At 68.6% G+C, this 20989-nt stretch carries 22 protein-coding genes; 8 read left to right on the plus strand and 14 right to left on the minus strand.

Going from position 1 to position 20989, the window contains the following annotated elements:
- Nucleotides 1-121: 121 nt before the first annotated feature.
- The 4 genes from H4W30_RS23785 to H4W30_RS23800 are packed head-to-tail and all read left to right on the plus strand — an operon-like array spanning nt 122 to nt 4417.
- Nucleotides 122-502, plus strand: a complete 381-nt coding sequence (locus tag H4W30_RS23785) for a hotdog domain-containing protein (protein WP_192744892.1) — start codon at nt 122-124, stop codon at nt 500-502.
- A complete protein-coding gene (locus H4W30_RS23790; protein ID WP_192744893.1) occupies nt 499-2019 on the plus strand; it encodes a flavin-containing monooxygenase in 1521 nt (506 codons plus the stop codon). Before H4W30_RS23785 ends, H4W30_RS23790 begins: the two co-directional genes overlap by 4 nt.
- Entirely contained in the window at nt 2016-3059 is a 1044-nt protein-coding gene (locus H4W30_RS23795; protein ID WP_192744894.1) for an alpha/beta hydrolase, read from the plus strand. Before H4W30_RS23790 ends, H4W30_RS23795 begins: the two co-directional genes overlap by 4 nt.
- Nucleotides 3056-4417, plus strand: coding sequence for a flavin monoamine oxidase family protein (locus tag H4W30_RS23800; protein WP_192744895.1), 1362 nt, complete (start codon nt 3056-3058; stop codon nt 4415-4417). The genes H4W30_RS23795 and H4W30_RS23800 overlap by 4 nt, the downstream gene beginning before the upstream one ends.
- Nucleotides 4418-4569: 152 nt before the next feature.
- On the opposite strand, the gene H4W30_RS23805 is transcribed toward H4W30_RS23800, so the two are convergent.
- The 6 genes from H4W30_RS23805 to H4W30_RS23830 all read right to left on the minus strand — a co-directional run bounded on the left by H4W30_RS23805 (nt 4570) and on the right by H4W30_RS23830 (nt 12227).
- Entirely contained in the window at nt 4570-7332 is a 2763-nt protein-coding gene (locus H4W30_RS23805; RefSeq protein ID WP_318780658.1) for an AfsR/SARP family transcriptional regulator, read from the minus strand.
- Nucleotides 7333-7446: 114 nt separating this feature from the next.
- On the minus strand, nt 7447-7815 hold the full coding sequence (locus tag H4W30_RS23810) for a YciI family protein (protein ID WP_192744896.1): 369 nt from the start codon (nt 7813-7815) through the stop codon (nt 7447-7449).
- A gap of 154 nt (nt 7816-7969) precedes the next feature.
- Nucleotides 7970-8125 carry a hypothetical protein gene (locus tag H4W30_RS23815; RefSeq protein ID WP_192744897.1) on the minus strand — a complete coding sequence of 52 codons (156 nt, stop codon included), beginning with the start codon at nt 8123-8125 and terminating at the stop codon, nt 7970-7972.
- Nucleotides 8126-8400: 275 nt separating this feature from the next.
- On the minus strand, nt 8401-10446 hold the full coding sequence (locus tag H4W30_RS23820; RefSeq protein WP_192744898.1) for an MDR family MFS transporter: 2046 nt from the start codon (nt 10444-10446) through the stop codon (nt 8401-8403).
- Between the two features lie 117 nt (nt 10447-10563).
- A complete protein-coding gene (gene surE / locus H4W30_RS23825) occupies nt 10564-11319 on the minus strand; it encodes a 5'/3'-nucleotidase SurE (protein ID WP_318780659.1) in 756 nt (251 codons plus the stop codon).
- Nucleotides 11304-12227 (minus strand): 1-phosphofructokinase family hexose kinase, encoded by a 924-nt coding sequence (locus H4W30_RS23830; RefSeq protein ID WP_225949844.1) that lies wholly within the window; start codon nt 12225-12227, stop codon nt 11304-11306. The genes surE and H4W30_RS23830 overlap by 16 nt, the downstream gene beginning before the upstream one ends.
- Nucleotides 12228-12553: 326 nt before the next feature.
- Between H4W30_RS23830 and H4W30_RS23835 the strand changes: the two genes are divergently transcribed.
- Nucleotides 12554-12790 (plus strand): hypothetical protein, encoded by a 237-nt coding sequence (locus H4W30_RS23835; RefSeq protein ID WP_192744899.1) that lies wholly within the window; start codon nt 12554-12556, stop codon nt 12788-12790.
- A 73-nt stretch (nt 12791-12863) separates the two neighbouring features.
- Here H4W30_RS23835 and H4W30_RS23840 read toward each other — a convergent pair whose 3' ends face one another.
- The 3 genes from H4W30_RS23840 to H4W30_RS23850 all read right to left on the minus strand — a co-directional run bounded on the left by H4W30_RS23840 (nt 12864) and on the right by H4W30_RS23850 (nt 15324).
- Nucleotides 12864-13688 carry an alpha/beta fold hydrolase gene (locus H4W30_RS23840; protein ID WP_192744900.1) on the minus strand — a complete coding sequence of 275 codons (825 nt, stop codon included), beginning with the start codon at nt 13686-13688 and terminating at the stop codon, nt 12864-12866.
- Between the two features lie 170 nt (nt 13689-13858).
- Complete coding sequence (locus H4W30_RS23845) at nt 13859-14155, minus strand: DUF1330 domain-containing protein (RefSeq protein WP_192744901.1); 297 nt, start codon at nt 14153-14155, stop codon at nt 13859-13861.
- Nucleotides 14156-14328: 173 nt separating this feature from the next.
- Nucleotides 14329-15324, minus strand: coding sequence for a hypothetical protein (locus H4W30_RS23850; RefSeq protein ID WP_192744902.1), 996 nt, complete (start codon nt 15322-15324; stop codon nt 14329-14331).
- A gap of 156 nt (nt 15325-15480) precedes the next feature.
- Here H4W30_RS23850 and H4W30_RS23855 point away from each other — a divergent pair, with 156 nt between their 5' ends.
- A complete protein-coding gene (locus H4W30_RS23855) occupies nt 15481-16032 on the plus strand; it encodes a YciI family protein (protein ID WP_192744903.1) in 552 nt (183 codons plus the stop codon).
- 34 nt (nt 16033-16066) lie between these two features.
- On the opposite strand, the gene H4W30_RS23860 is transcribed toward H4W30_RS23855, so the two are convergent.
- The 3 genes from H4W30_RS23860 to H4W30_RS23870 are packed head-to-tail and all read right to left on the minus strand — an operon-like array spanning nt 16067 to nt 18113.
- Nucleotides 16067-17104, minus strand: coding sequence for a sigma-70 family RNA polymerase sigma factor (locus H4W30_RS23860; protein ID WP_192744904.1), 1038 nt, complete (start codon nt 17102-17104; stop codon nt 16067-16069).
- 25 nt (nt 17105-17129) lie between these two features.
- Nucleotides 17130-17684, minus strand: coding sequence for a dihydrofolate reductase family protein (locus tag H4W30_RS23865; RefSeq protein ID WP_192744905.1), 555 nt, complete (start codon nt 17682-17684; stop codon nt 17130-17132).
- An 18-nt stretch (nt 17685-17702) separates the two neighbouring features.
- On the minus strand, nt 17703-18113 hold the full coding sequence (locus tag H4W30_RS23870; RefSeq protein WP_318780660.1) for a PPOX class F420-dependent oxidoreductase: 411 nt from the start codon (nt 18111-18113) through the stop codon (nt 17703-17705).
- Nucleotides 18114-18286: 173 nt separating this feature from the next.
- On the opposite strand from H4W30_RS23870, the gene H4W30_RS23875 reads away from it, so the two are divergent.
- A complete protein-coding gene (locus H4W30_RS23875) occupies nt 18287-18643 on the plus strand; it encodes a hypothetical protein (RefSeq protein ID WP_192744906.1) in 357 nt (118 codons plus the stop codon).
- Between the two features lie 50 nt (nt 18644-18693).
- Here the strand turns inward: H4W30_RS23875 and H4W30_RS23880 are convergent, their stop codons facing one another.
- Entirely contained in the window at nt 18694-19272 is a 579-nt protein-coding gene (locus H4W30_RS23880) for a TetR/AcrR family transcriptional regulator (RefSeq protein ID WP_192744907.1), read from the minus strand.
- Nucleotides 19273-19355: 83 nt separating this feature from the next.
- Between H4W30_RS23880 and H4W30_RS23885 the strand changes: the two genes are divergently transcribed.
- Complete coding sequence (locus tag H4W30_RS23885) at nt 19356-20357, plus strand: saccharopine dehydrogenase family protein (protein WP_192744908.1); 1002 nt, start codon at nt 19356-19358, stop codon at nt 20355-20357.
- A gap of 51 nt (nt 20358-20408) precedes the next feature.
- On the opposite strand, the gene H4W30_RS23890 is transcribed toward H4W30_RS23885, so the two are convergent.
- Nucleotides 20409-20978 (minus strand): SMI1/KNR4 family protein, encoded by a 570-nt coding sequence (locus tag H4W30_RS23890; RefSeq protein ID WP_192744909.1) that lies wholly within the window; start codon nt 20976-20978, stop codon nt 20409-20411.
- Between the last annotated feature and the right edge of the window lie 11 nt (nt 20979-20989).

The following is a 20989-nucleotide window of genomic DNA, read 5'->3' on the forward strand; positions in this document are numbered from 1 at the left end:
CCTCCTGCGGCTTTGTCAACAGCCCCTTTCGGGCGAGCTCCCGAACCACCCCTTGACGAGGGGTCGAAGTTGTCACACACTAGATCACCTGACTTAATCAGATGACCTACTAGGAGTTCTGATGCACGTCATCCACCAGCGCTACGTCGCCTACTCCGAGGCTCATTACGCCGGAAATCTCGTCGACGGCGCGTACGGCCTGGCGCTGTTCGGCGACGCCGGAACTCATCTCGCGATCGTCACGGACGGCCACGAGGGCCTCTTCGCGGGCTACTCGTCCGTGGAATTCCTGGCGCCGGTGCGCGGCGGCGACGTCATCGAGGTCGAGGCACGGCTCGCGGCGAAAGGCACCAGGAGCCGGACGATCGACTTCGAGCTGCGCGTCATCGCCCGGTCCGTCGACGGCACGGGCGCAGCGGAAATCCTCGCCGAACCCATCGTCGCCACCCGCGCCCGCGGGACCGGCGTCGTCCCCGCCAACCGAGAAGGAAGTGCAGCATGAACGACGCAGACGCGACGGAGGCCGCCGACATCGTCGTCATCGGCGCCGGCATCTCCGGTATCGGCGCTACCCAGCACCTGAGGAACGATTTTCCCGACAAGAAGATCATCCTGCTGGAGTCCCGCGACTCGATCGGCGGTACCTGGGACCTGTTCCGCTATCCGGGTGTCCGGTCCGACTCCGATCTGCACACCTACGCCTACGAGTTCAAGCCGTGGCGGCATCGGAGCGCGATCGCCGAAGCGCCGCTGATCCGCGAATACCTCGACGAGACGGTGAGCGAGTTCGGCCTCGACACCGTGCTGCGGCTCCGGCACCGGGTGACCTCCGCGGACTGGTCGAGCGCCGAAGCGCGCTGGACGCTTCAAGTGACCGCGACCGACGACGCCGGCACCGAACGCACGAAGACGATCAAGACCCGCTTCGTCTTCAGCGCCACCGGCTACTACCGATACGACGAGGGGTACACGCCCCACTTCGAGGGTCGTGACGACTTCCGGGGCGACATCCTGCATCCCCAGCACTGGCCCGAGGACTACGACCACCGCGGCAAACGTGTCGTGATCATCGGAAGTGGCGCGACGGCCGTGACCATGCTCCCGGCCATGCTGACCGGCGACGGCGCCGCTGCGCACGTGACGATGCTCCAGCGCACCCCCAGCTACATCGCCTCCCAGCCGCGGTTCGACAACATCGCCGTCAAGCTCACCAAATTGCTCGGAGCCAAGCGCGGCTACGCGGCCACACGGCTGAAGAACATCTGGATCGACTTCCTGCTCGTCTCCACCCTGCGCAAATTCCCCGACTTCGGCCGGAAGGCGCTTCGCAAGTGGACGCTCAAGGAGCTTCCGCCGCACATCGACGTGGACACCCATTTCAATCCGCCGTACGCGCCGTGGGACGAGCGTCTCTGCGTCACCCCGGACGGAGAGTTCTTCAAGGCACTCCGTGCGGGCAACGCCGACGTGGTCACCGACCGGATCGACCGCTTCACCGAGGACGGCATCCTGCTGAAATCGGGGAAGACGCTGGAGGCCGACGTCATCGTCACCGCGACCGGCCTCGTCATGCAGATGCTGGGCGGCATCCAGCCCACAGTGGACGGTCACCCGGTGAAGATGTCCGACGCCCTCCTTTATCGCGGCGCCCTCATCTCCGGAATCCCGAACTGGGCCATGATGCTCGGTTACACGAAGGCGTCCTGGACCCTCCGCCTGAGCAACGTGTGCCGCCTGGTCGGCGACGTGCTCCGCCGCATGGACGCCAACGGCTACGACATCGCGGTCCCGGTCGTCCCGGACGGACTCCCCACCGCGGACCTCCTCGACCTCACCGCGGGCTACATGCAACGGGCCAAACCCGAACTTCCCCGCCAGGGCACCGAATTGCCGTGGCGGATGCACACGACCTTCGTCAAGGACAACCGGCTCTTCAAAGGGCGGCTCGTCGACGAGAACATCCAGTTCTCCGTCCGGGCACCCGCCGCCGACCTCACGGGCGCGGCGGCCGACTCATGACCGCGGCTCGCCGGCGTCTTCAGCGGGCCCTCGTCATCGCCCTGAGCCGCACTCCTCCCCCGCTCCTCAAACTGCTGGCACACCCTCCGGTCAACAACGCCGGCGATCGGATGGCGCCCGACGTCGCCCTCCTGATGAAACTCACGGAAGCCGGTGGCGACTACAGCGACCTGCCGGTGGCCGCCGCCCGGGAGGTCACCGAACGCGACGCGGCACTGTTCGCCGACCGGATCGCGCCTTGCCCCGTCGAGCAGGACGTGGATCTCGGCGAGGGACTATGGGCGACCCGCTACAGCTGCGGAACCCCGAACCGAGGTTTGCTCCTTTTCTTCCACGGCGGCGGATTCGTACTGGGGAGCCGCGCGAGTTACGCCGCGCCGGCGCGGATGCTCGCCCAGGGAACGGGCGCCGACGTCCTGTCCGTCGAGTACCGGCTCGCACCCGAGCACTCGTTCCCGGCGGCGCACGAAGACGCACTCGCCGCGTGGCGGTACGCCGTCGACCACGCCGCCGACTGGGGAATCGACCCGCACCGGATCGTCGTCGCCGGTGAAAGCGCCGGAGGCAACATCGCCGCCGTGCTCTGCCGGCAACTTCGTGGTCAGGCCGTCCAGCCGATGATGCAGGTGCTCATCCAGCCGGTCACCGACATCTCGGAACGACGGCCCTCCCAGCACGAGTTCGCGGGGTCCCCCGCGTTGTCGGCGAAGCAGATCGCGTGGTTCATGGACCACTACCTCCCCGATGGGACCGACCATCTCGACCCTCGGGTTTCCCCTTTGCTCGCCGGAGACCTCGCAGGTCTCCCCCGGGCCATTGTCGCCGTCGCCGGATTCGACCCGCTCCGCGACGACGGACTCGCTTACGCGGCCGCGTTGGCGGAAAGCGGCGTACCGGCGGAGGTGCTCCACGAACGTGAACTCGTGCACGGCTACATCGCCTTCACCGCGATCAGCCCGAGCAGCAGGAGGGCCACGCGACGGCTGGTACGGGCCATTTCCTCGGCGCTGACGTCGACACCTGCACGGAGCGCATCATGACCGAATCCCTCCACGAGCACACGACGGACGTCGTCGTGGTCGGCGCCGGTATCGCCGGGTTGATGGCGGCGACCACACTGTCCGATCGGGACGTCGTCGTACTCGAAGCCGGCAGCCGAGCCGGAGGACGCGTGGAGTCGGTCCGCCGAGGTGACTACTGGATCAACCTCGGCACCCAGTTCACCGAAGGCACCGGCCCGCTGATCGAAGCCCTCGAACGCCACCGGATCGGCATGGGGACGTTGGCGGGCAAGAAGGTGGCCCTCGCGCTCCACGGAAAACAGGTCGACACCTCGAATCCGTTCGCCCTGATGTTCCGGTCCCGGATGACCTTGCGGGACCGGGTCGCGCTCGCGGCCGTCGGCGCCCGCATCCTCGCGGCGGCACCGTTCCTGCAACTGAACCCGGGCAACCGCCTGGCGAAGCGAGTGCGTGCGAAGCTCGACGCCCTCTCCGCGTCATACGTGCTCCGAGGGATCAAGTCCGACGTCGCGCGGGACATGGTCCGGTCGTGGTCCGGGCAATGGATGGGCTGCGAACCCGAGGAAACCGCCGCGACCCAGTTCGTCGTCTCGATGGGCATTCTCCTGACCGACCCGGCGAAGGTGCCCAATTTCTCCCTGCCGGAAGGAGGAAACCAGACCCTCACCGACATCCTGGCCGCCGACCTCGGCGATCGGCTGCGGCTGAACTCCCCGGTGCGATCGGTGGAACGAACCGAAGACGGCGTCGTCGTGGACTACCACGACGAAAACGGACCCGCGCGTATCCGAGCCCGCCGCGCGATCGTGGCCGTTCCCAGCGATGTCGCGATCAAGATCCTGCCAGGCCTCCCGGCCGGGTACCGGACTGCGTTCGACGACATCCACTACGGCCGGTACGTGGTGGTGGGCTTCTTCACCAGCGAGGAGGGCCCGCAACAGTGGGACGACTACATCGCCGTGTCGACGCCCCAGCTGTCGTTCCAGGCGATGTTCAACCACGCCGCGGCCCTGCGCGGTCCCGGTCCACGCAAGCCGGGCGGCGCGCTCGCGTGCTTCGCCGGCGGCGCCGTGGCCGACGACCTCTTCAAGCTCACCGATGAGGAGATCGTCACCCGGTTCACCGCGGACCTCCTCTCGCTCTATCCCGAACTCGAGGGGAAGCTCGGCGAGGGGATCGTCCGGCGCCACCACCGGGTCGTGCCGTTCTGGGCGCCCGGCGGACGCGCTTCACTGCCGACGCTGCGCGAACACCTCGGCCCCATCTATCTGGCCGGTGACTACCAGCTCGACATGCCCTCACTCGCCGACGCCGCCTCATCAGGCGAACGGGCCGCCAAGCAGGTTCTCGCGAGCCTGTCGCGCCCAGCACACTGACCTTGCCGGTCGAACCGGACGGCGGCCGCCGAGGCCGACGCCTCGTCCGGCAGCGCGGCCGTGTGCTCCCGCCGGCGTGGCGGGCCGCGTCGCACGAACAGGACCTAGGGCGAAAACGCGATGACCGCTGTCGTCGCGCTTGCGCGGCATTGTCAGCCGTGCGGCGCGGTCAGAAGTGCCCGAATCTCGTCGGCGGCGATTTGATCGCCCTCGCGCAGGCATCGGTCATAGGCCTCCCGCCACACCCGGTGCGCCTGGTCGACGTCGCCGAGCGCGAGCAGCGCGTGTCCCAGTTTCACCCGCAGCGGCACCGCCGACCTCGTCACGTGGACCTCCTCGACGAGGTCGACGGCTTCCCGGTACGTCGCGGCGGCGGCGTGGTGATCGCCCGAGCCCGCCTGGACGGCCGCGATGGTCTCCAGGCCGGCGACGATCCGCGCGGGCTCCTTCCCCTTGCGGAACGTGTCCAGCGCTTGCCGGGCGGGTCCCCGCGCCTCCTCGAAGCGGTCGAGGCCGACGAAGGTGTCCGCGAGGTTGTTGAGTGCCATCGCGGCGGAAAGGTGGTCACCGGCGGACTCGTAGAGCCGGACGGCCTCACGCAGAGGCTCGACCGCCTCGGCGAACCGGCGCTGCCAATTGAGGGCCGACCCCAGGTTGAGCAGCGACGTGCCCTGTTCGGCGCGATCCCCCAACTCGCGGAAAACCGCCAGCGCCGCGTAACAGTAGTCGATCTGCTTGTCGCGCTCGAAGACCCGGCCATAGCCGGTGCTCACCCCGTTGAAGCACTTCGCCTGCAGGAACCGGTCCCCCACACTGGCCGCGCCGCGGATGGCGGTCTCTCCCATCGCGACCATCCGCCGCCAATGCCCGCGCAGGTAGAGATACTGCCAAGACAGCTGGAAAAGCACTGCGGCTTGAACGTGTAGGCCGTGCTCGTCCACACCGAGAACGAGCCTGGCGATCGTGTCGATTTCCCGGTCGAACCAGGCGACGGCGGCGTGGTGGTCGGTGAACTCGACCACGGGCACCTCGGGAACGGCCGGGGCGACCGGCATCCGGTGCGGAGTGCCGCTGAGGTGCTCGCGCGCCCGCTCCGCGGTGAGCACGTAATGCGCCACCAGCCGTTCGATCGCGGCCTGGCCGCCGGGCAACCGCACCGCCTTGTCGCGCGCGTACTGCCGCAGCAGGTCGTGTAGTTCGAACCGATCGGGCAACCGCTGCTGGAGCATGCTGACCTCCGCCAACCGCCTGAGCGCGGCACCCGCCTCCGCCGGCGGGATCGCGGCCAGCGCGGCGACCGCGTGCTCGCCGATGGTGTCGCCGGGAAACAGGCCCAGCACATCGAACACCGCCGTCGCCTGCGAATCGAGCACGTCATACGACCAGTCGAACAGCGAACGCAGGTCGGTGTCGCGATCGTCGTCGACCGACAGCACATCCAGCCCGTGCTGGCCTGCCAGCTCGTCCCGCAGCGCCGACAACGGCCACTCCGGGTGCCGGGCGGCGTGGTCCGCGGCCAGCCGTAACGCCAGTGGCAGCCGCGCGCACAACTCCACGATCGCCGCCGCCGCGTCCGGCTCGGCCGCCACCCGTTCTTGGCCGACCTGGTCGGTGAACAACTCCAGCCCCTCGACGGGCGAGAGCAAGCCCAAGGTGACGTGCCGCGCTCCCTCCCGGGCGGTCAGGCCACGGAGTTTGCGACGGCTGGTCACCACGACCGAGCCCCCGCCGGGCAGCAACGGCCGCACCTGGGCGCTGTCACGAACGTTGTCCAGCACGACCAGCACCCGGCGCACCGCGGACTCGGTACGCCAGAGCGCGGCCCGTTCTTCGAGATCCGCCGGGACACGCTCCGGCGGCACCCCCAGCGACCGCAACAGCACGTCCAACGCGTCCGCCGGATCGACCGGGGCACTGGGGCCGTACCCACGAAGGTTCAGATACAGCTGCCCGTCCGGGAACCGTGTCGCGACCTGGTGCGCCCAGTGCACGGCCAAGGTCGTCTTTCCGATACCGGCGGCACCGTCGACGGCGGAGATCACGACCGGTTGCCCGTCGGCTCCGCTCACCAGGCGATCCAAACCCGCCAGCTCGTCCCCACGCCCCACGAACCCGCGCACGTCACCCGGCAACTGGCGAGGCACCTGCGCCGCGGCCGGCTGCTCGGCCACGAGCGCCTCGTCGTCGCGGAGGATCGCTTGGTGCAGATCGGCCACGGCACGCCCCACGTCGAGCCCGAGTTGCTCCCGTACCAGTTCGGAGACCCGACGGTAGGCGTCCAGCGCGTCGGCCCGCCGTCCTGCCCGGTGCAGTGCCAGCATCAACCTGGCCCACAGCGACTCTCGCAGCGGATGCCGGGCCGTCAGATCCAGCAGGTCGGCGATCACCTCCTGCCCGTCACCGCGTTCCAGGTCAACGTCCAGCATCCGTTCGCGGGCGGCGAACCAGAGCTCGGCGACCTTCGGCCCGGCCTCCGCCCGCAGGCCCGGCGACGCGACATCTTCCAACGGATCCCCGCGCCACAGCCGGACCGCCGCTTCGAGCAACGCGTACTCCCGCCCGGTGTCCCCTGCCCGTGCCGCGGCGGCCGCCGAGTCGACCAGCTCACGCAGCGCGAGCAGGTCCAGCTCGGCGGCATCGGCGCGCAGCAGGTACCCACCCTCGGTCGTCTCGACGGCGTCCGCACCGAGGCTCCGCCGCAACCTGCTCACCAGCGTCTGAAGACCATTGCGCACGTCCAGCGGCGACTCCTCGCCCCACACGTGGTCGATCAGCTTCCACTGCGGGACGACCTGATTCGCCGAAAACGCCAGCGACGCCAACAATGCCCGCTGCCGGCCACCCACATCGACCGGCCCCTCTGCCGTCTCGACCTCGAACGGCCCCAGCACCCGGATCCGCAAAACTCGAGCCACCGCTTCCCCCCGCAACCGGCCTGGCCTCTTCAGTTTCTGTGCACGTCGTAGAAGATGTTCGCCTGAGTCTGTTTCACCGGCTCCATCAAGGGGCCCAGGCCGTCGGCCGGACGGTCACGCGCCGGGTTCTTCCTGGAGGGCACGCACCTCGACCTTGCTGCGCAGCGCACGCGAGGCCTGCTTGGCCCACTCGATCGCGACGTCGTCGTTCTCGGCCTCGATGATCCAAAACCCGCCGAGGTACTCCTTGGCCTCGACGAACGGGCCGGGGGTCAGCACGGGGCTGTCACCGGAGTAGTCCACCGTCGTCGCGGTCGACGGCGGCTGCAGACCACCGGCGGTCACGAACGCGCCCGCCTCCTCGACGGCGGTGTTGAACGCACCGACGGCGGCGATGATCTCCTGAAGCTCCGCCGGGTCCATGTTCTCCATCGTCGGCTCCTCGGCGGAGTCGTGGGGGAGGCTCAGAAAGTACTTCGTCATTGTCGTCTCCTAGTCGTCTGTGCTGCCGGAAACGCTATGGGGAAGCACCGCGGGGACGCATCAGTCATCGTGACCGATGTCCGGCGACCGATGACCGGCGCCGGACATCGGGCCAGGCCGATCTGCCCCCTTCACGCTCCCTTGTGGATTGGCTTCAGGTACCGGTGGAAAGGATTCCGCCGTCGCGGACGCTGGTGAGCGGTGGGCAGAACACGTAGGAAGCCTCACCGATCGCCGTCCACGATCCCGGTTCGCCGACGACGTCCGGACTCTCGATCTGGCCGGTGAACTCGGCCAGGCGTTGTCGCACGCTCTCCGCACTTGCCAGACCTACGAGGACCTGGAGGCCCCGGCGGAGCAGGCCCAGCGCCTCAACTCACTCGGCTGGTGCCATGCGCGAACACGCAGGCAAGCACCGCGAGGCCACACGACACTATGAGACCGCAGCACGCGTGCTCTGCACGCGAACGGGGACACAACAGAAGCCTCCCGTGTCCGCGCCCGAGCTGTCGAACTCTTCCACGCACAACACCGCATCGAGGAAGCGAACCGAGCGGAAAACCGCCAAGGACCGTGAACCACGGCTCAGACGGTCGCGGCGTGCTTCCCGCTGGGCTGGTCTTCGGCGGCCTGATCCAGGATGCGGTTCGCGACCCGGCCGAGCGCCGCGTCCAGTTCGTCGTGTCCTTCCGGGTTCCAGTCCCGCAGCCGTTCGGCCAGCCAGGCTTTCCAAGCCCGGATGAGCTTCTCGAGTTCGGCGCGTCCCGCCTCCGTGGTGGCCCATTTCCCGGATTTGTAAGTCAGATGCCCGGTGAATTCGAGGCGCGCGAACGCGGGTTCGAAAACCTCCGGCGGGATGCCGTGACGATCGCCGATCACCGACAGGGATGTCGGCTTGTTCCGGCGTTCCCGCAACCGGACCTGCCCCAGGCACCACAATCCGCCGGTGTCGAGTTCGCAGCCCGACCTCATGAGGACACCCGAGGAAGCCGCCTTCCCGTCGCGCGCCAGCAAACGGCCGACGGCACGCTCGAGATCCTGGTCGCCGTTGCCCGACTCCGGCATCGCGAAACCCTCGCCGAGGTCCGGTGCGGCCGCCCGCGCGGTGTCCCGCAGCGGGACCTCCTTGAGGAAGAACGCCAAGACCAGCGCGACGAGCCCAACCGGCGCGGCGTAGAGGAAAACCGTGTGCAGGGAATCGCTGTACGCCTGGATGTAGGGCGCCGACACCGGATCCGGCAAGGCGTGAAGCGCGTTCGGGACCTGGACCGCCTTCGGGTCGATACCGGGCGGCAACGGATGTTCCGCGCCCGCCGCGGCCATGTTCGACGCCAGCTGGTTGGCGTAGATCGTGCCGAAGATGGCCGCACCGAAGGAAGAACCCAAGGACCTGAGGAAAGTCACACCGGACGTGGCGACGCCGAGGTCGCGGTAGTCGGCGGTGTTCTGCACGACGATGACCAGTACCTGCATGCTCAGCCCGATCCCCAGACCGAGGACGGCGAAGTAGAGGGACATCTCCCAGAATCCACTCGTCGGGGTCAGGCGCGAAAGCAGGTACAAGCCGAGCGTCAGGCCGACCCCGCCGGCGATCGGGAAGATCTTGTACCGCCCCGTCCGGCCGACGACGTTGCCGGCGAATACGCCGGCCACCAGCAACGCGATCACCATCGGCAGCATCCGCACACCCGAACTGGTCGCCGAGATCCCGTGGACGTATTGCAGATACGTCGGCAGGTACGACAGCGCGCCGAGCATCGCGAAGCCCACGACGAAGCTCAGGATCGCCGAAACGGTGAACACGGGATTCCGGAACAGCCGCATCGGCAACGTCGGTTCCTTCGCGCGCTTCTCCGCGAAGACGAACAGCACCAGCAAGATCACCGAACCGATCGACATCCCGATGATCGTCGGCGAATCCCACGCGTACTGCGTACCGCCCCAGCTGGTGACCAGGGTCAGGCCGGTCGCGGCCAGTCCGATCAGCAGGATGCCGAGGTAGTCGATCACCGGCCTCGCCGCGGATTTGACGCTCGGCATCGCGCTCGCCGCCACGATCAGCACGAGGACCGCGATCGGGACGTTGACATAGAAGGCCCATCGCCACGAAAGGTGGTCCACGAACAGCCCGCCCAGCATCGGGCCGAGCACCGTGACGACGCCGAAGACCGAGCCGAGTATGCCCTGGTACTTGCCTCGTTCGCGCAGAGGCACGACGTCGGCCACGAGCGCGGTCGCGGTGACCATCAGGCCGCCCGCGCCCAGGCCCTGCACCGCGCGGGCCACGATGAGCCAGATCATGTCGTCGGCGAAACCGCAGAAGAACGAGCCCACCGTGAACACGATCACCGACAGCTGGAACATCAGCTTGCGGCCGAACAGATCGCCGAGCTTCCCGACGACGACGGTCATGATCGTCTCGGCGAGCAGGTAAGAGGTGATCACCCACGACAGATGCCCCGCCCCGCCGAGATCTCCGACGATCGTCGGCAACGCGGTCCCCACGATGGTCTGGTCGAGCGCCGCGAGCAACATCCCGAGCATGACCGCCGCGAACACCGCGTTCCTGCGCTTGCGGCTCAGGACCGGCGGGGCGGCGTCCGGCCTGCCGACCTCGGCGGTCCTGGTCATCGATTCCCCCTCACGTCGGGCATCCAACGTAAGACAGGCCAGGGATACGGCGCACTTCGATGATCACTCGATCCGGTGGCGCTCGCGAGGTCCGAAAAGGACCGTCCGGGTACGCGATCACCAGTCCAGGGCACTGTCTTCGGTGACCGATTTCAGCGGGGTCACCGTCGCGTGGCCTTGACCGAGCAGATGGGCGTCGCTGCCCGGCGACAGCTCACCCTCGCCCGTGACGGCGGTGAGGGTGAACGCGCCGTCCTCGCCGTTCTGGACGTGACTGCGCACCGCACCGAATTCGGCCAGACCGGCGCGCTTCACCGGTCCCGTCTCGGCACGATCGGGCACGTTGAGGTTCAAGACGGTGCCGGCGGGCAGTCCCGCGAGCTTGTCGAACAACGTCGCGGCGACCGAGACGGCGGTGTCCCAGTGGGGTCGCGGACCGGGATCCAGTCCCACATCCAGGGAAACCGCGAGAGCCCTGGCGCCGTTGATCGAGGCGGTCAGCGCCGCGCCGACCGTGCCCGAATGCAGGATCGCGCGCCCGACGTTCGCCCCGTGGTTCACCCCGGACAGGACGATCTCCGGTGGGTCGCCGAACGATCCCTGCGCGGCCGCCAAGGCGATCAGCCCGGGGTGCGCGGTGACGGCGAACACCGGGACATCGGGCAGGCCGGGCAATTCACGCCGCTCGACCGCGACGCGGCCCTCGCCGCCGGCGCCGGTCAGGCCCGCGCTGGTTCCGCTGGCCTCCGCCGAGGGCGCGGCCACCACCACGTCCCAGCCGTGGTCCACCGCACCGCGGGCCAGCGCCGCCAGGCCCGGCGAGTCGATACCGTCGTCATTGGTGATCAGGGCGCGCATCAGGACGCCTCCCACGGTTTCAACCGTACTCGTCCGGTCAGTTCACGCACGGCCTCATCGCTCCCCGAACCGAGACCGTGCCGGGTCACGTTGATCGCGCCGGCCGCGGCCCCGAGCTTCACCGCGTCCTCCAGTGACCGGCCTTGTGCCAGGCCGACCGCGAGCCCCGCGGTCAACGAGTCTCCGCCGCCGCGGGTGTCGACCGGGGTCAGGTCGGGTGACTCGACCAGGACCAGCCGTCCTTCGAGGTAAGCGAGCGTCTCCTCGGCCGCGCGGGACACGACGACCGCGCGCGCGTTGCCCGACGCCAGCTCTCGGCAACCGTCCGCGAGATCGGTCAGCGAATCAGATTTGGCCAGCCCGTCCTCGACCATCTCCTCGTGGCTGACCTTGATCACCGCCGGCTCACCCGCGAGCGCACGGGCGAGCCGCTCCCCGGACAGGTCCACCACGACCGGAGTGCCGTGGGTGCCCAGATCTCGGGCGAGTCGCTCGTACACCGAATGCGGCACGGGCACGTCGTCCTCGTCCGGCCCGCTGAGGATCGCCACGTCCGCCCGCAAAGCCTGAACCAGGGTCAGCTCGTACAGATCGTCGAGTTCGTGCCGGGTCAACGCGTCGGCGGGCATCCTCACCACCTCGTCGCGACGGCCGTCACGCCGATCGTGCACGTAGGCGCCGTTGCGCGCCGCGACTTCACGAACCTCGGCGGCTACACCGATCAGATGCCGCAGCACCCGTCCCGTCTCCCCGCCGAGCGCGCAGCACAACACCGCCTGCCCGCCGAGTGCGTCGATCATCCGTGATTGCCATACCCCCTGTCCGCCCGCGTGCACGTGGACGTCCGGCGCCCCGTCCAGTTCCTCCACCGTCACCGTCAGCTGCGGAGACGGCGCGAACACCGCCACTCGACCTTCAGTCATACCGGTCTCTTTACCCATTTCGCCGGGTTCCACTCGTGGGGGCGGTGCGCTCCTGGCGGGGTGGTGAGCAGCGTGACGACCGCGACGGAGCTCGACCAGCCAGCCGCCCAGGCCGGTCACGAGTACGGATTGACCGGTCCACAAGAGACGGTAGCCGCTCACGCCATGCCGGGCGGATGCCACGTCGGGAGCGAGCGGGCCGGGTTGACGGCCAACCCGATCGGATAACCGCCGTACGCACCGCCCTCGCTTCGCCATCCAGAAAGGCGGCGTTGTCTGCGGAAATTACCCACAGAGCCTCGCCGGCGATGTGCTTGGCTGCTCCCGTGCTGAAGAAACTCTGCGCCGCCGCGGCGATCACCCTCCTGCCCGTCGTCATCACCACGCCCGCACGAGCAGCCACGTACTATCAGCAGACGGTCACCGGATCCACCCTGGCCCAGTGCAACGCGACCGGCTCTCAACTCGCCCAGCAGAAACGCGCCGAAGGCTACCTCGTGACCTGGACCGGCTGCGGCCACCAGAACTTCGGCTACATCGGCGTGGTCGCCTGGTCGAACTGATCCCGAGAGCAGCCGTCGTCGCCGCGAACAGCCGACGTCGGCGGAACCTCCCTGGTGCGCTTCCGTCCGGCCTCTACGCCGTAAAGAACTCCACGAGGGCGCGGCCGATCCTGCCGGGGGCGTTCTCCGTGGGGATGTGGTCCGCTTCCGGAATACGGATGAGCGTGGTTCGCGGGATCTCCGAGGCGAACTTCTCGGCGTATTCCACCGTCTCGAAGGCATCGTCCTCGCCCCAGATCAGCAACTTGGGCGTGGTGGACCGTTTCAGCGCGGGAACGAGATCCAGGGTGTAGCGGCTATCGGCCGCGCCGGCCAAGGCGAGCCAGGAGCGGCGGACCCGCGGATCGTGCCACGGATCCAGATATTCGGCGACGAGTCGCTCGGTGGCGGCACCGGCCAATGCCGAGGTCACCGCTTGGCGGCGGGCATCGAGAAGGGTGCCGGCGATCTCCGGATTCCCGAAGCGGGCTACGTGCGGCGCGGGCCAGGAGTCGTAGGTGACCGAATTGACCAACGCCAGCCGGGACACCTCCAGACGACCGTGGACCAGGAGATGCTGTCCGATGGCGCCGCCGATGTCGTGCGCTCCCACGGCGATCGGCCCGGAAATCCTCGACGCGGACAAGAATCGCGTCACCCAGCCCGCGAGGGCCGGGACGGTGGCCGTTTCCAGGGTCAACTCGCCTCCCGAGCGTCCCAGGCCAGGGAGATCAACCGCGATGGGTCGTAGTCCCGCCTCCGCGAGGCGGCTCAGCACCGGAAGCCACACCCGGCTCCAATACGTACCGTGCAGCAGCAACACGACCGGGCCGTCCTGCTCCACGGTCAGGTAGCTGGCGGCTTCGCCATCGACCTCGACCGTGGTCCTCGACACGCCCGGTTCCGCGGTTTCACTCATGGGACCAGCATGCGCGAAGGGCGCCTTCTCTCCGAGAGTCCGAAAAGACATCCATGGGTACATTTCTGCCATCGCCCGGCCCACAACCCGGAATCGGCCGACCCCGGCGGCGCCGCGACAGGACCGGACTCGGGCGCGTCGACCACCGTGCCATCCGGCCGCGACATCGGTCAGCCGAGGCCTTCGACGATGCGGAAATCGCGCTCGAAGCCGTCGGGAAGTTCGGCCAGCGCCTTCTGATAGGCCGCGCTCGCGCGTGCGGCGACCGCCTGTTCGAAGCTGTCGAATTCGATCAGGACGACGCGTTCGGCGATTCCGGCTTCGTGTGCCTCGACCCGGCCACCGATACCGGCGAGCAGCCGCCCGCCCGCGCCCGCAACGGCGAGACCTGCCAGCTTGTTGTAGGCATCAAGCCTCTCGGGATCCTCGATGGTGGGGTAGACGCTGACCCAGTAGCCCTTGGGCATGGAACCTCCAGTGTGGGGATGAGTGCATCCGGCTTACGACCAAGGCGGATGGGCGGGCGAGCCGCCCTGCCAAACCGCATGTGTTCGCGCGAGCGTCCGGCGGTGCCAGATGCGCCGATCGCGCTACGGCAATCCCAGTTGACGCTTCCTCGGCGCCGGCCACGAACCCATGGTCAGACCGGCGGGCGGGCGTAGGTGACCGAGTACGGGTTGCCGTGGATGACGAACGGCAACGTGCCGCCGTTGTCCTGCACGAAGGCGTTGATCCGCCAGGTCCCGCAACCGCTGGCCGGCTGCGTCACCGTCAGCTGCCCGAGTAGCCGCAGGTGGTGCAGATTCCCGCTGACCGCCGCGGTTTCCGAGGACGTGGCCTGGGCGACGCAGCCGGGTGCGGTCGAGGACGGCGTCGCGACCGTCCGGAACCGCACCATCGCGGTATTGGCCTTGCCGGGGTAGGTGGTGCCGTCGGGGCAGGCATTGCCACCGTCGCCGTAACAGCTCGTGGCGAAGAGATCTGTGGTGGCAAGAAAACTGGTGGCTCCCGGCAAGGGGGTGTAGTCCACCGGGTTCACCTGCTTGCCGGGCGCGTCCATCCCGAGGAAGGTGTTCTGCGAGGACCCGAATGTCTGCGCGACGCCCTCGGGGCCGATGGCTCCGTCGATGTCCCCGATGAAGCCGCTGTACAGCCTGGCGGTCTCGCGACCGGGCTGGCCGGGTTGCCCGGCCGCGTACCCGTTGAGGACGTACGCCCGCAGCAGGCACTCGTAGTTGCCCGTAGTGGCCGGCTTGAACAGCATGCGCACGACGAGCGTGACCCTGCCGCCGCCGTGCAGCAGGTTCTGGCCGCTCCAGATCTGCCCGTGCTGGGTCGCCGTATTCGGCAACGTCGTGCCACCCACCGGCTGACAAGTGATCTTGTGCCCGATCGCGATGGCGGACACCGCACCGTCCACTCGGCCGTCGCCGACCTGGATCTCGCTACGCAGGTTGTGCGAAGTGCCCGCGGTGACCGTGCCGAGCACGAGCCGGGCGCGGACTTCGCCTTCGCCGCCGGGTGACTCCACCATCGTCACCGGCGCGGCCTCGGCGATCTTGTCGTAGGCATGGGCGGTTCCGGCGAGCACCGGCATCAGGAACAGGGCGCTGAGTATGGCCAGAAGGGTTCGCACGTCTCCACCATGCCGCAGGCGACTACACTTCGCACCCGGTTCGGCACGAATCGGGTCGGGCCAGGGGCGTTCGGCGGCCATGTTCCCGCCGGAACACTCGATCTCGATCGGCCAGCGACGGGTATCCAGTCCTCGTGGTGAGTGGACACTGTGGGCATGGAGTTCTTCTGCTACCACCGCGATCGGCCCGACTCCCTGGCTTTGCGCGAAGAGCTGTTGGAAGAGCACTGGTCCTACATGGACCGGTACGCGACAAGGATGATCGCCCGCGGTCCGACCTTCGCAAGCGACGGCGAAACCCCCACCGGCAGTGTGCACATCGTCGACCTGCCCGATCCCGCGGCCGCACGGGCGTTCGCCTTCGACGAGCCGAACTATCAGGAGGGGGTGTATCGGGACGTGATGCTGCGCCGGTGGGGCAACATGCTCGGGCGCACCATGTGGGACTTCCCCGGTGGTCGTACCGGTGACAACCGGTACCTGGTGCTCGGTCTCGGCACGGGGCGGGCCGCCGACATCGACGTGCCGTCCGATCAGGACGATCTGATCGCGTACGGGCCGCTGCTGTCCGACGACAGCACCAGTTGGCTTGGCAAGGCGGTGCTGGTCCAGGCAGCGGACCCGGAGGCGGCACGCACCGTCCTGATCCCGGACCGGTTCGCCCATATCGAGGTCCACGAATGGAGGTTCGGCGGGCGGCCGTCATGAATCGAGTCGTCGCGGGGTGAACCCGGTCGGGTCCTCAGGCTTCGGCGGACCGACCGGCTTCGGCTGGATAGGGCAAGGTCAGGGGCAGCCGGAAGCTTCGCAACACCTCCTTTTCGAAGCGGGTCATGGCGCGGATCCGGCTGCCGGCGAGGGTGAGCACCATCAGCCCGTTCGCGTGGCAGACGCCCGCCTCGGGATCCGGTACGTACATGCCGAACGCGGGCTGGCCGTTGGCCCTGGTCGCCGCCAACCGGTAGGTACGGCCCCGGCGGAAGGTCACCGCGGCGTGGAATCGGGCCGCCAGATCGCGGCCCTGGTATTCCAGCGGCAGTGGCGGCATGGTCAGCCACACGTCGTCGGTCAGCAGGGCGACCAAGCCGTCCACATCACCGACCTCGAAGGCGCGGGTGAAGCGGATGACGAGTTCCCGCTCGGCGGCGGAGTTCGACGGCGGCGGCTCAGGCACGGCTGACGGTGACGGGCGCTGCCGGAGCGTGGTGCGTGCGCGCTTGAGCGCGCCGGCGACCGACTGCTCGGTGGTGTCCATGATGTGCGCAACCTCGCGAGTGGGGAATTCGAGGACGTCACGCAGGATGAGGACGGCGCGCTGCCGGGGCGGCAGCAGCTGCACCGCCGTCACGAACGCCAGAGAGATGGATTCCTTGGCCTCATAACGCTGTCCGGGGCCGGGCGCGGTGTCCACCCGGTTTGCCAGCAGGATGTCCGGATAGGGCTCAAGCCATTCCACCTTGCCGAGGCGAGTGGGTTCCGGCGGGTCGAACCCGGGCACCGGCCCGCCCGTTTGCGGACGACGGCCCGCCGATCGCAACGCCTTGAGGCACCGGTTGGTCGCGATCCGATAGAGCCAGGTCCTCACCGAGGAGCGCTCCTGGAAGCCGTCCAGTCCCTGCCAGGCCGACACCAGGGTCTCCTGCAGAGCGTCCTCGGCATCCTGCATCGAACCCAGGATCCGGTAGCAGTGCACGTGCAACTCACGCCGATAGGGATCGGTGAGCTCACGGAACGCCTCCCCATCCCCGTTCCGCACTCGCGTGATCAGGTCCCCGGTCATTCCCGCGCTCCCACGAAATTCGCCGTCAGCCGGCGCCGACGGAGTCGTTTCCGACAAGATAGTTCAGTACGACGACGCCCGACTGGCGAGAATGCGTGCCGACCAAAGTCAGCGGCGTTTTGGGATTCTCGCGGAACGGACCCAAAGCCCGGCCCACGACGACCGGGTGCACCGCGAAACGAAGCCGATCCAGGAGGCCGTGTTCCAGCAGGGTGTGCGACAGCTGCCCATGGCCGAAGACGACCAGGTCGCCACCGCCCTCCTCCTTCAGCTTCCGGACCTCGGCGACCACGTCACCGCGTACGACCACCGAGTTGTTCCAATCGGCCCGCTCGAGCGTCGAGGAGAACACGTACTTACGGATCCCGTTGATCGCATCGGCGAAGTCCCCCGTCTGCCCCGGCCAGCGCCAGGACAGGTCCTCGTAGGTGCCGCGGCCCATCAGCATGGCGTCGCATCCCCGCAGAAGCTCGAACGCCTCCTTGAGGAACTCGTGGTCGAAGTAGTCCAGTGCCCACGATCCGGGGTCGTCGACCACTCCGTCGAGGCTGCTCAGCGTCGACTCGACGATCTTGCGCATGCGTAGTCCTTTCGGTTGTCAGCTCTGCTCGGAGGCGGGCACGGGCGGCCAGAGGTAGACCTTGTCCGCGGCGACGCGCACGGCCACCCGCGCCGCTTCGGGCTCCGGCGGCGGTTCCGCGCCGTCCAGGTACCGGTCGTACATCTCGCGCAGGAGCACCTTGCCGGGGTCGTCGGTGATCGTCACCGTCCCGCGGATCTCCACGTACGCGGCCGTATTCGCCGCCACGAGCAGGCTCACGCGGGGATCGCGCTCCATGTTGCGGGTCTTGAGCCGCCCCCTGATCGTGCTGAACACGATCTCGTCCCCATCGCGCTTCACGAAGATCACCGAGGACTGCGGCCGTCCGTCGGCGTTCGTGGTCGCGAGGATCGCGGTATGCGGCCCATCGAGCATTTCCCGGGCCACTGCGGGCAGCGTGACGGTCAAGGGGTCCCCTCCAAGGTCGGGCGTTCTTTTTCCGGCAGACCCCGCGCACGGCCAGGATGGGGCGCTCGCCAGGAGGTTCGTGACCTGGATCACATGATGCGAGGCTGTCGATCGACGGCGCGGGCCCGCGGCATGGAGGAACCGCCGGAAGGCCGCGCGAGTATCGTGGCGCGGTGTTCCTTCCAGTTCCCCACGAACGAGTCGAACTCGTCGAGGTGCTCGGTCCCGACGGCACCGGGGACGATCAGCTGGTGGCCATCTGGGAAGCGGACGAGGCCCAAGCCGCGCTGACGCTCGTCGCCGGCCTGCCCGAGGGTGAGCTCAAACGGTGCTTCATCCCCGTCTGGAAGATCCGGGCGCACAGCGGCACGCGGTTCCTTTTCGAGATCAGCTTCTGCTTCCGGTGCCATGGCGCACGGCTGCGCGGGCCCGCCGTTCCGCCCGAGCAGGACACGATTCACGCCTTCGACTCCGAGGACTCGACCAGCCGAGAACTGCTGGCGAGACTGAAAGCGGCAGGGCAGAGCTGAACTCACCCGGTGGATCCGGGCGCCGGGCATCGAGCGACACGCGCCGACGGCTATCCGGCGGTTCGCTCGATGCGGCCGAGGATGACGCCGGTCAAGGCCGCGACCGCGTCGGCGGCGGTCGTGGTGCCCCGGTTCAGTTCGCCGGCGATCGCCTCGGCGGCTCCGAGCGCCCCGACGCAGTGCAGTCGCAGCGCCGCCCGGTCCAGGCCGGAGTACGGCGTCAGGGCACCGGCCATCAGCTCGGTGTAGCCCTCGTGCATCTCGTGCTGGATCGCCTCCATTTCCGGATTTCCTTTCAACGCCGAGGAAACGGCGTTGAACTCCGGCATGTCGGTGGCGCAGGCGAAATAGGCGACGCTGATGGCTTCCGCGACCTCCACCGCGGTCGGCGGGGTTTGTTCCAGTGCCCGCGAGATGGCGGCCCGGTGCCGTTCGTCGAGTCGCCGATAGAGCGCCAGCAGCAGTCCGGGGCGGGTACCGAAGTGGTCGTACACGATGGGCCTGCTGACCTCGGCCGCCTCGGCGAGAGTGGGCAGCGTCAACCCGTCGGCGCCGTCGGCACGCACGATCTCCAAGGCCACGTCGAGCAACTGCTCGCGCCGGGCCTGTTTGGACAGACGGGTCACCATCGCCCTCCTCTCACGATCCACCCCCATGCTAGCTACATCGTGTAAGTTACAAAATGTAGGTTACTGGGATCGAAGGGGAAGACATGGGACAGCGAGGATCGGTTCTGCTGCTGGGCGGGGCAGGACAGGCGGGCTCGGATACCGCCACTCTCCTACGGCGGCGGTACCCGGAGCTGCCGTTGACCATCGCGGGCCGGAATCCGGAACGCGCGAGAAGGGTGGCCGGCGAACTGGGCGGCGCCACCGCGGTGACCGTCGATCTCGCCCGCGGTGATCTCGGCCTGCCCGCCGGCGAGCAGTACGCGGCAGTGGTCGCGACGCTGTGGGACAGCAGGCTGAACGGCCTGCGTTTCGCCCAGGACCACGGTGTGCCCTACGTCAGCCTGTCCAGCGGCATGATCGACATCGCGCCGGAGGTCACCGCCGCCGCGCAGCGCCCGGCGGCCGCGCCCGTGCTGATGGCCAGCCACTGGGCCGCGGGCGTCATCACCCTCACGGCATTGGCGTGGGCCGGGGAATTCGACCGGGTCGACACGATCCGGATCGGCGCGATCCTCGACGAGAACGACGCGGGCGGCCCCGCGGGACTCGCGGACCTGGCGCGCTGGGCGGAGGTCACCTCGGCCGGGTACGCGCGGCGCGACGGCGGGTTCGCCTGGTCCGGCGCGGCCGACGCCCGGGTGGAGTTGCGCGGCCTCGACGGCACCACGGTCACCGGCCAGACCATCCCGATCCTCGACGTGACCAGCCTGGCGTTCGCGACGGGCGCGCCGGACGTCGAATTCGCTTTCGCGGTCGGTGAATCCGCGGGGACGCGCCGGGGCGACGGCCCGTCCGTCGAGGTCCGGGTCGATCTCGAAGGGGCGGGCCCGGCGGGCGCCCCGCTGAGCGTCAGCCGGTACCTGGTCCACCCGCGCGGCCAGCGTCCGCTGACCTCGCTCGGCCTCGCCATGGGGATCGAACGGCTGCTCGGCCTGCGCGGGGATGCAGTCCCACCCGGCTTCTACACCCCGGAGACCTTGCTCGAACCGGCCCACGTGGTCGAACGACTCGCCGACGCGGGCACGCTTTTCGTCGACGCATGAACTCGGCTCCGGGCGGCGACGTGCGAGTGCGCACGCCGCCGCCCGGCCCGCTCAGCCGGGATAGGAGACGTACCGGTCCGCCCAGTAGCCGTCGAAGCCGACCGGTTTACCCGCCATGTCCCAGCCGAGGATGTTGTCCTCGCCGGTACTCACCAGCAGCTCCAAGAGGACCTTCGTCATCGGCCCGGAATGCTCGTCGTGCCAGGAGTCCCGGTCGTTGTAGGCGACCGCCCACTCGTCCGGATCCGCCGAGCCCCGGACCCACCAGAACGATCCCCCCGCGCCGTTGGTCCCCCACGGGTAGATCCCGCCCGGCTCCGGGAAAAGCCGGTACGGGACACCCCGCAGGTATTCGAGATCCTCGTCGCCGAAGATCTCGAGCAGTTCGGCGTTCTCGTTCTTGACGTTCCCGCACGCCTCGACGCTTTCGGCGGGATTCGAGAAGGAGATGACGCCGCGGAATCCTCCGGAGGGGAAGCGGGTCAGCAGCTCCTTGTAGTCGCCGGGAAGCGGTGTCCCCAGTTCGCGTTCGACGGTGGTCCAGTCCGTCCCTGGCACGAAGTCCCCGGCCCGCCATCCGACGAGCTCGCAGATTTCGTCGACGTACGACCGTTTCGGCACGTCCGTCCTCC

The organism is Amycolatopsis roodepoortensis (assembly GCF_014873915.1).
In the GTDB taxonomy this organism is placed as follows: Bacteria; Actinomycetota; Actinomycetes; order Mycobacteriales; family Pseudonocardiaceae; genus Amycolatopsis; species Amycolatopsis roodepoortensis.

Bases quoted from the DNA above. Each gene is read 5' to 3' on its own strand.
- H4W30_RS23785 (WP_192744892.1), top strand. From the start codon at position 122: ATGCACGTCATCCACCAGCGCTACGTCGCCTACTCCGAGGCTCATTAC.
- H4W30_RS23790 (WP_192744893.1), top strand. From the start codon at position 499: ATGAACGACGCAGACGCGACGGAGGCCGCCGACATCGTCGTCATCGGC.
- H4W30_RS23795 (WP_192744894.1), top strand. From the start codon at position 2,016: ATGACCGCGGCTCGCCGGCGTCTTCAGCGGGCCCTCGTCATCGCCCTG.
- H4W30_RS23800 (WP_192744895.1), top strand. From the start codon at position 3,056: ATGACCGAATCCCTCCACGAGCACACGACGGACGTCGTCGTGGTCGGC.
- H4W30_RS23810 (WP_192744896.1), bottom strand. From the start codon at position 7,815: ATGACGAAGTACTTTCTGAGCCTCCCCCACGACTCCGCCGAGGAGCCG.
- H4W30_RS23820 (WP_192744898.1), bottom strand. From the start codon at position 10,446: ATGACCAGGACCGCCGAGGTCGGCAGGCCGGACGCCGCCCCGCCGGTC.
- H4W30_RS23830 (WP_225949844.1), bottom strand. From the start codon at position 12,227: ATGACTGAAGGTCGAGTGGCGGTGTTCGCGCCGTCTCCGCAGCTGACG.
- H4W30_RS23840 (WP_192744900.1), bottom strand. From the start codon at position 13,688: ATGAGTGAAACCGCGGAACCGGGCGTGTCGAGGACCACGGTCGAGGTC.
- H4W30_RS23845 (WP_192744901.1), bottom strand. From the start codon at position 14,155: ATGCCCAAGGGCTACTGGGTCAGCGTCTACCCCACCATCGAGGATCCC.
- H4W30_RS23855 (WP_192744903.1), top strand. From the start codon at position 15,481: ATGGAGTTCTTCTGCTACCACCGCGATCGGCCCGACTCCCTGGCTTTG.
- H4W30_RS23860 (WP_192744904.1), bottom strand. From the start codon at position 17,104: ATGACCGGGGACCTGATCACGCGAGTGCGGAACGGGGATGGGGAGGCG.
- H4W30_RS23865 (WP_192744905.1), bottom strand. From the start codon at position 17,684: ATGCGCAAGATCGTCGAGTCGACGCTGAGCAGCCTCGACGGAGTGGTC.
- H4W30_RS23880 (WP_192744907.1), bottom strand. From the start codon at position 19,272: ATGGTGACCCGTCTGTCCAAACAGGCCCGGCGCGAGCAGTTGCTCGAC.
- H4W30_RS23885 (WP_192744908.1), top strand. From the start codon at position 19,356: ATGGGACAGCGAGGATCGGTTCTGCTGCTGGGCGGGGCAGGACAGGCG.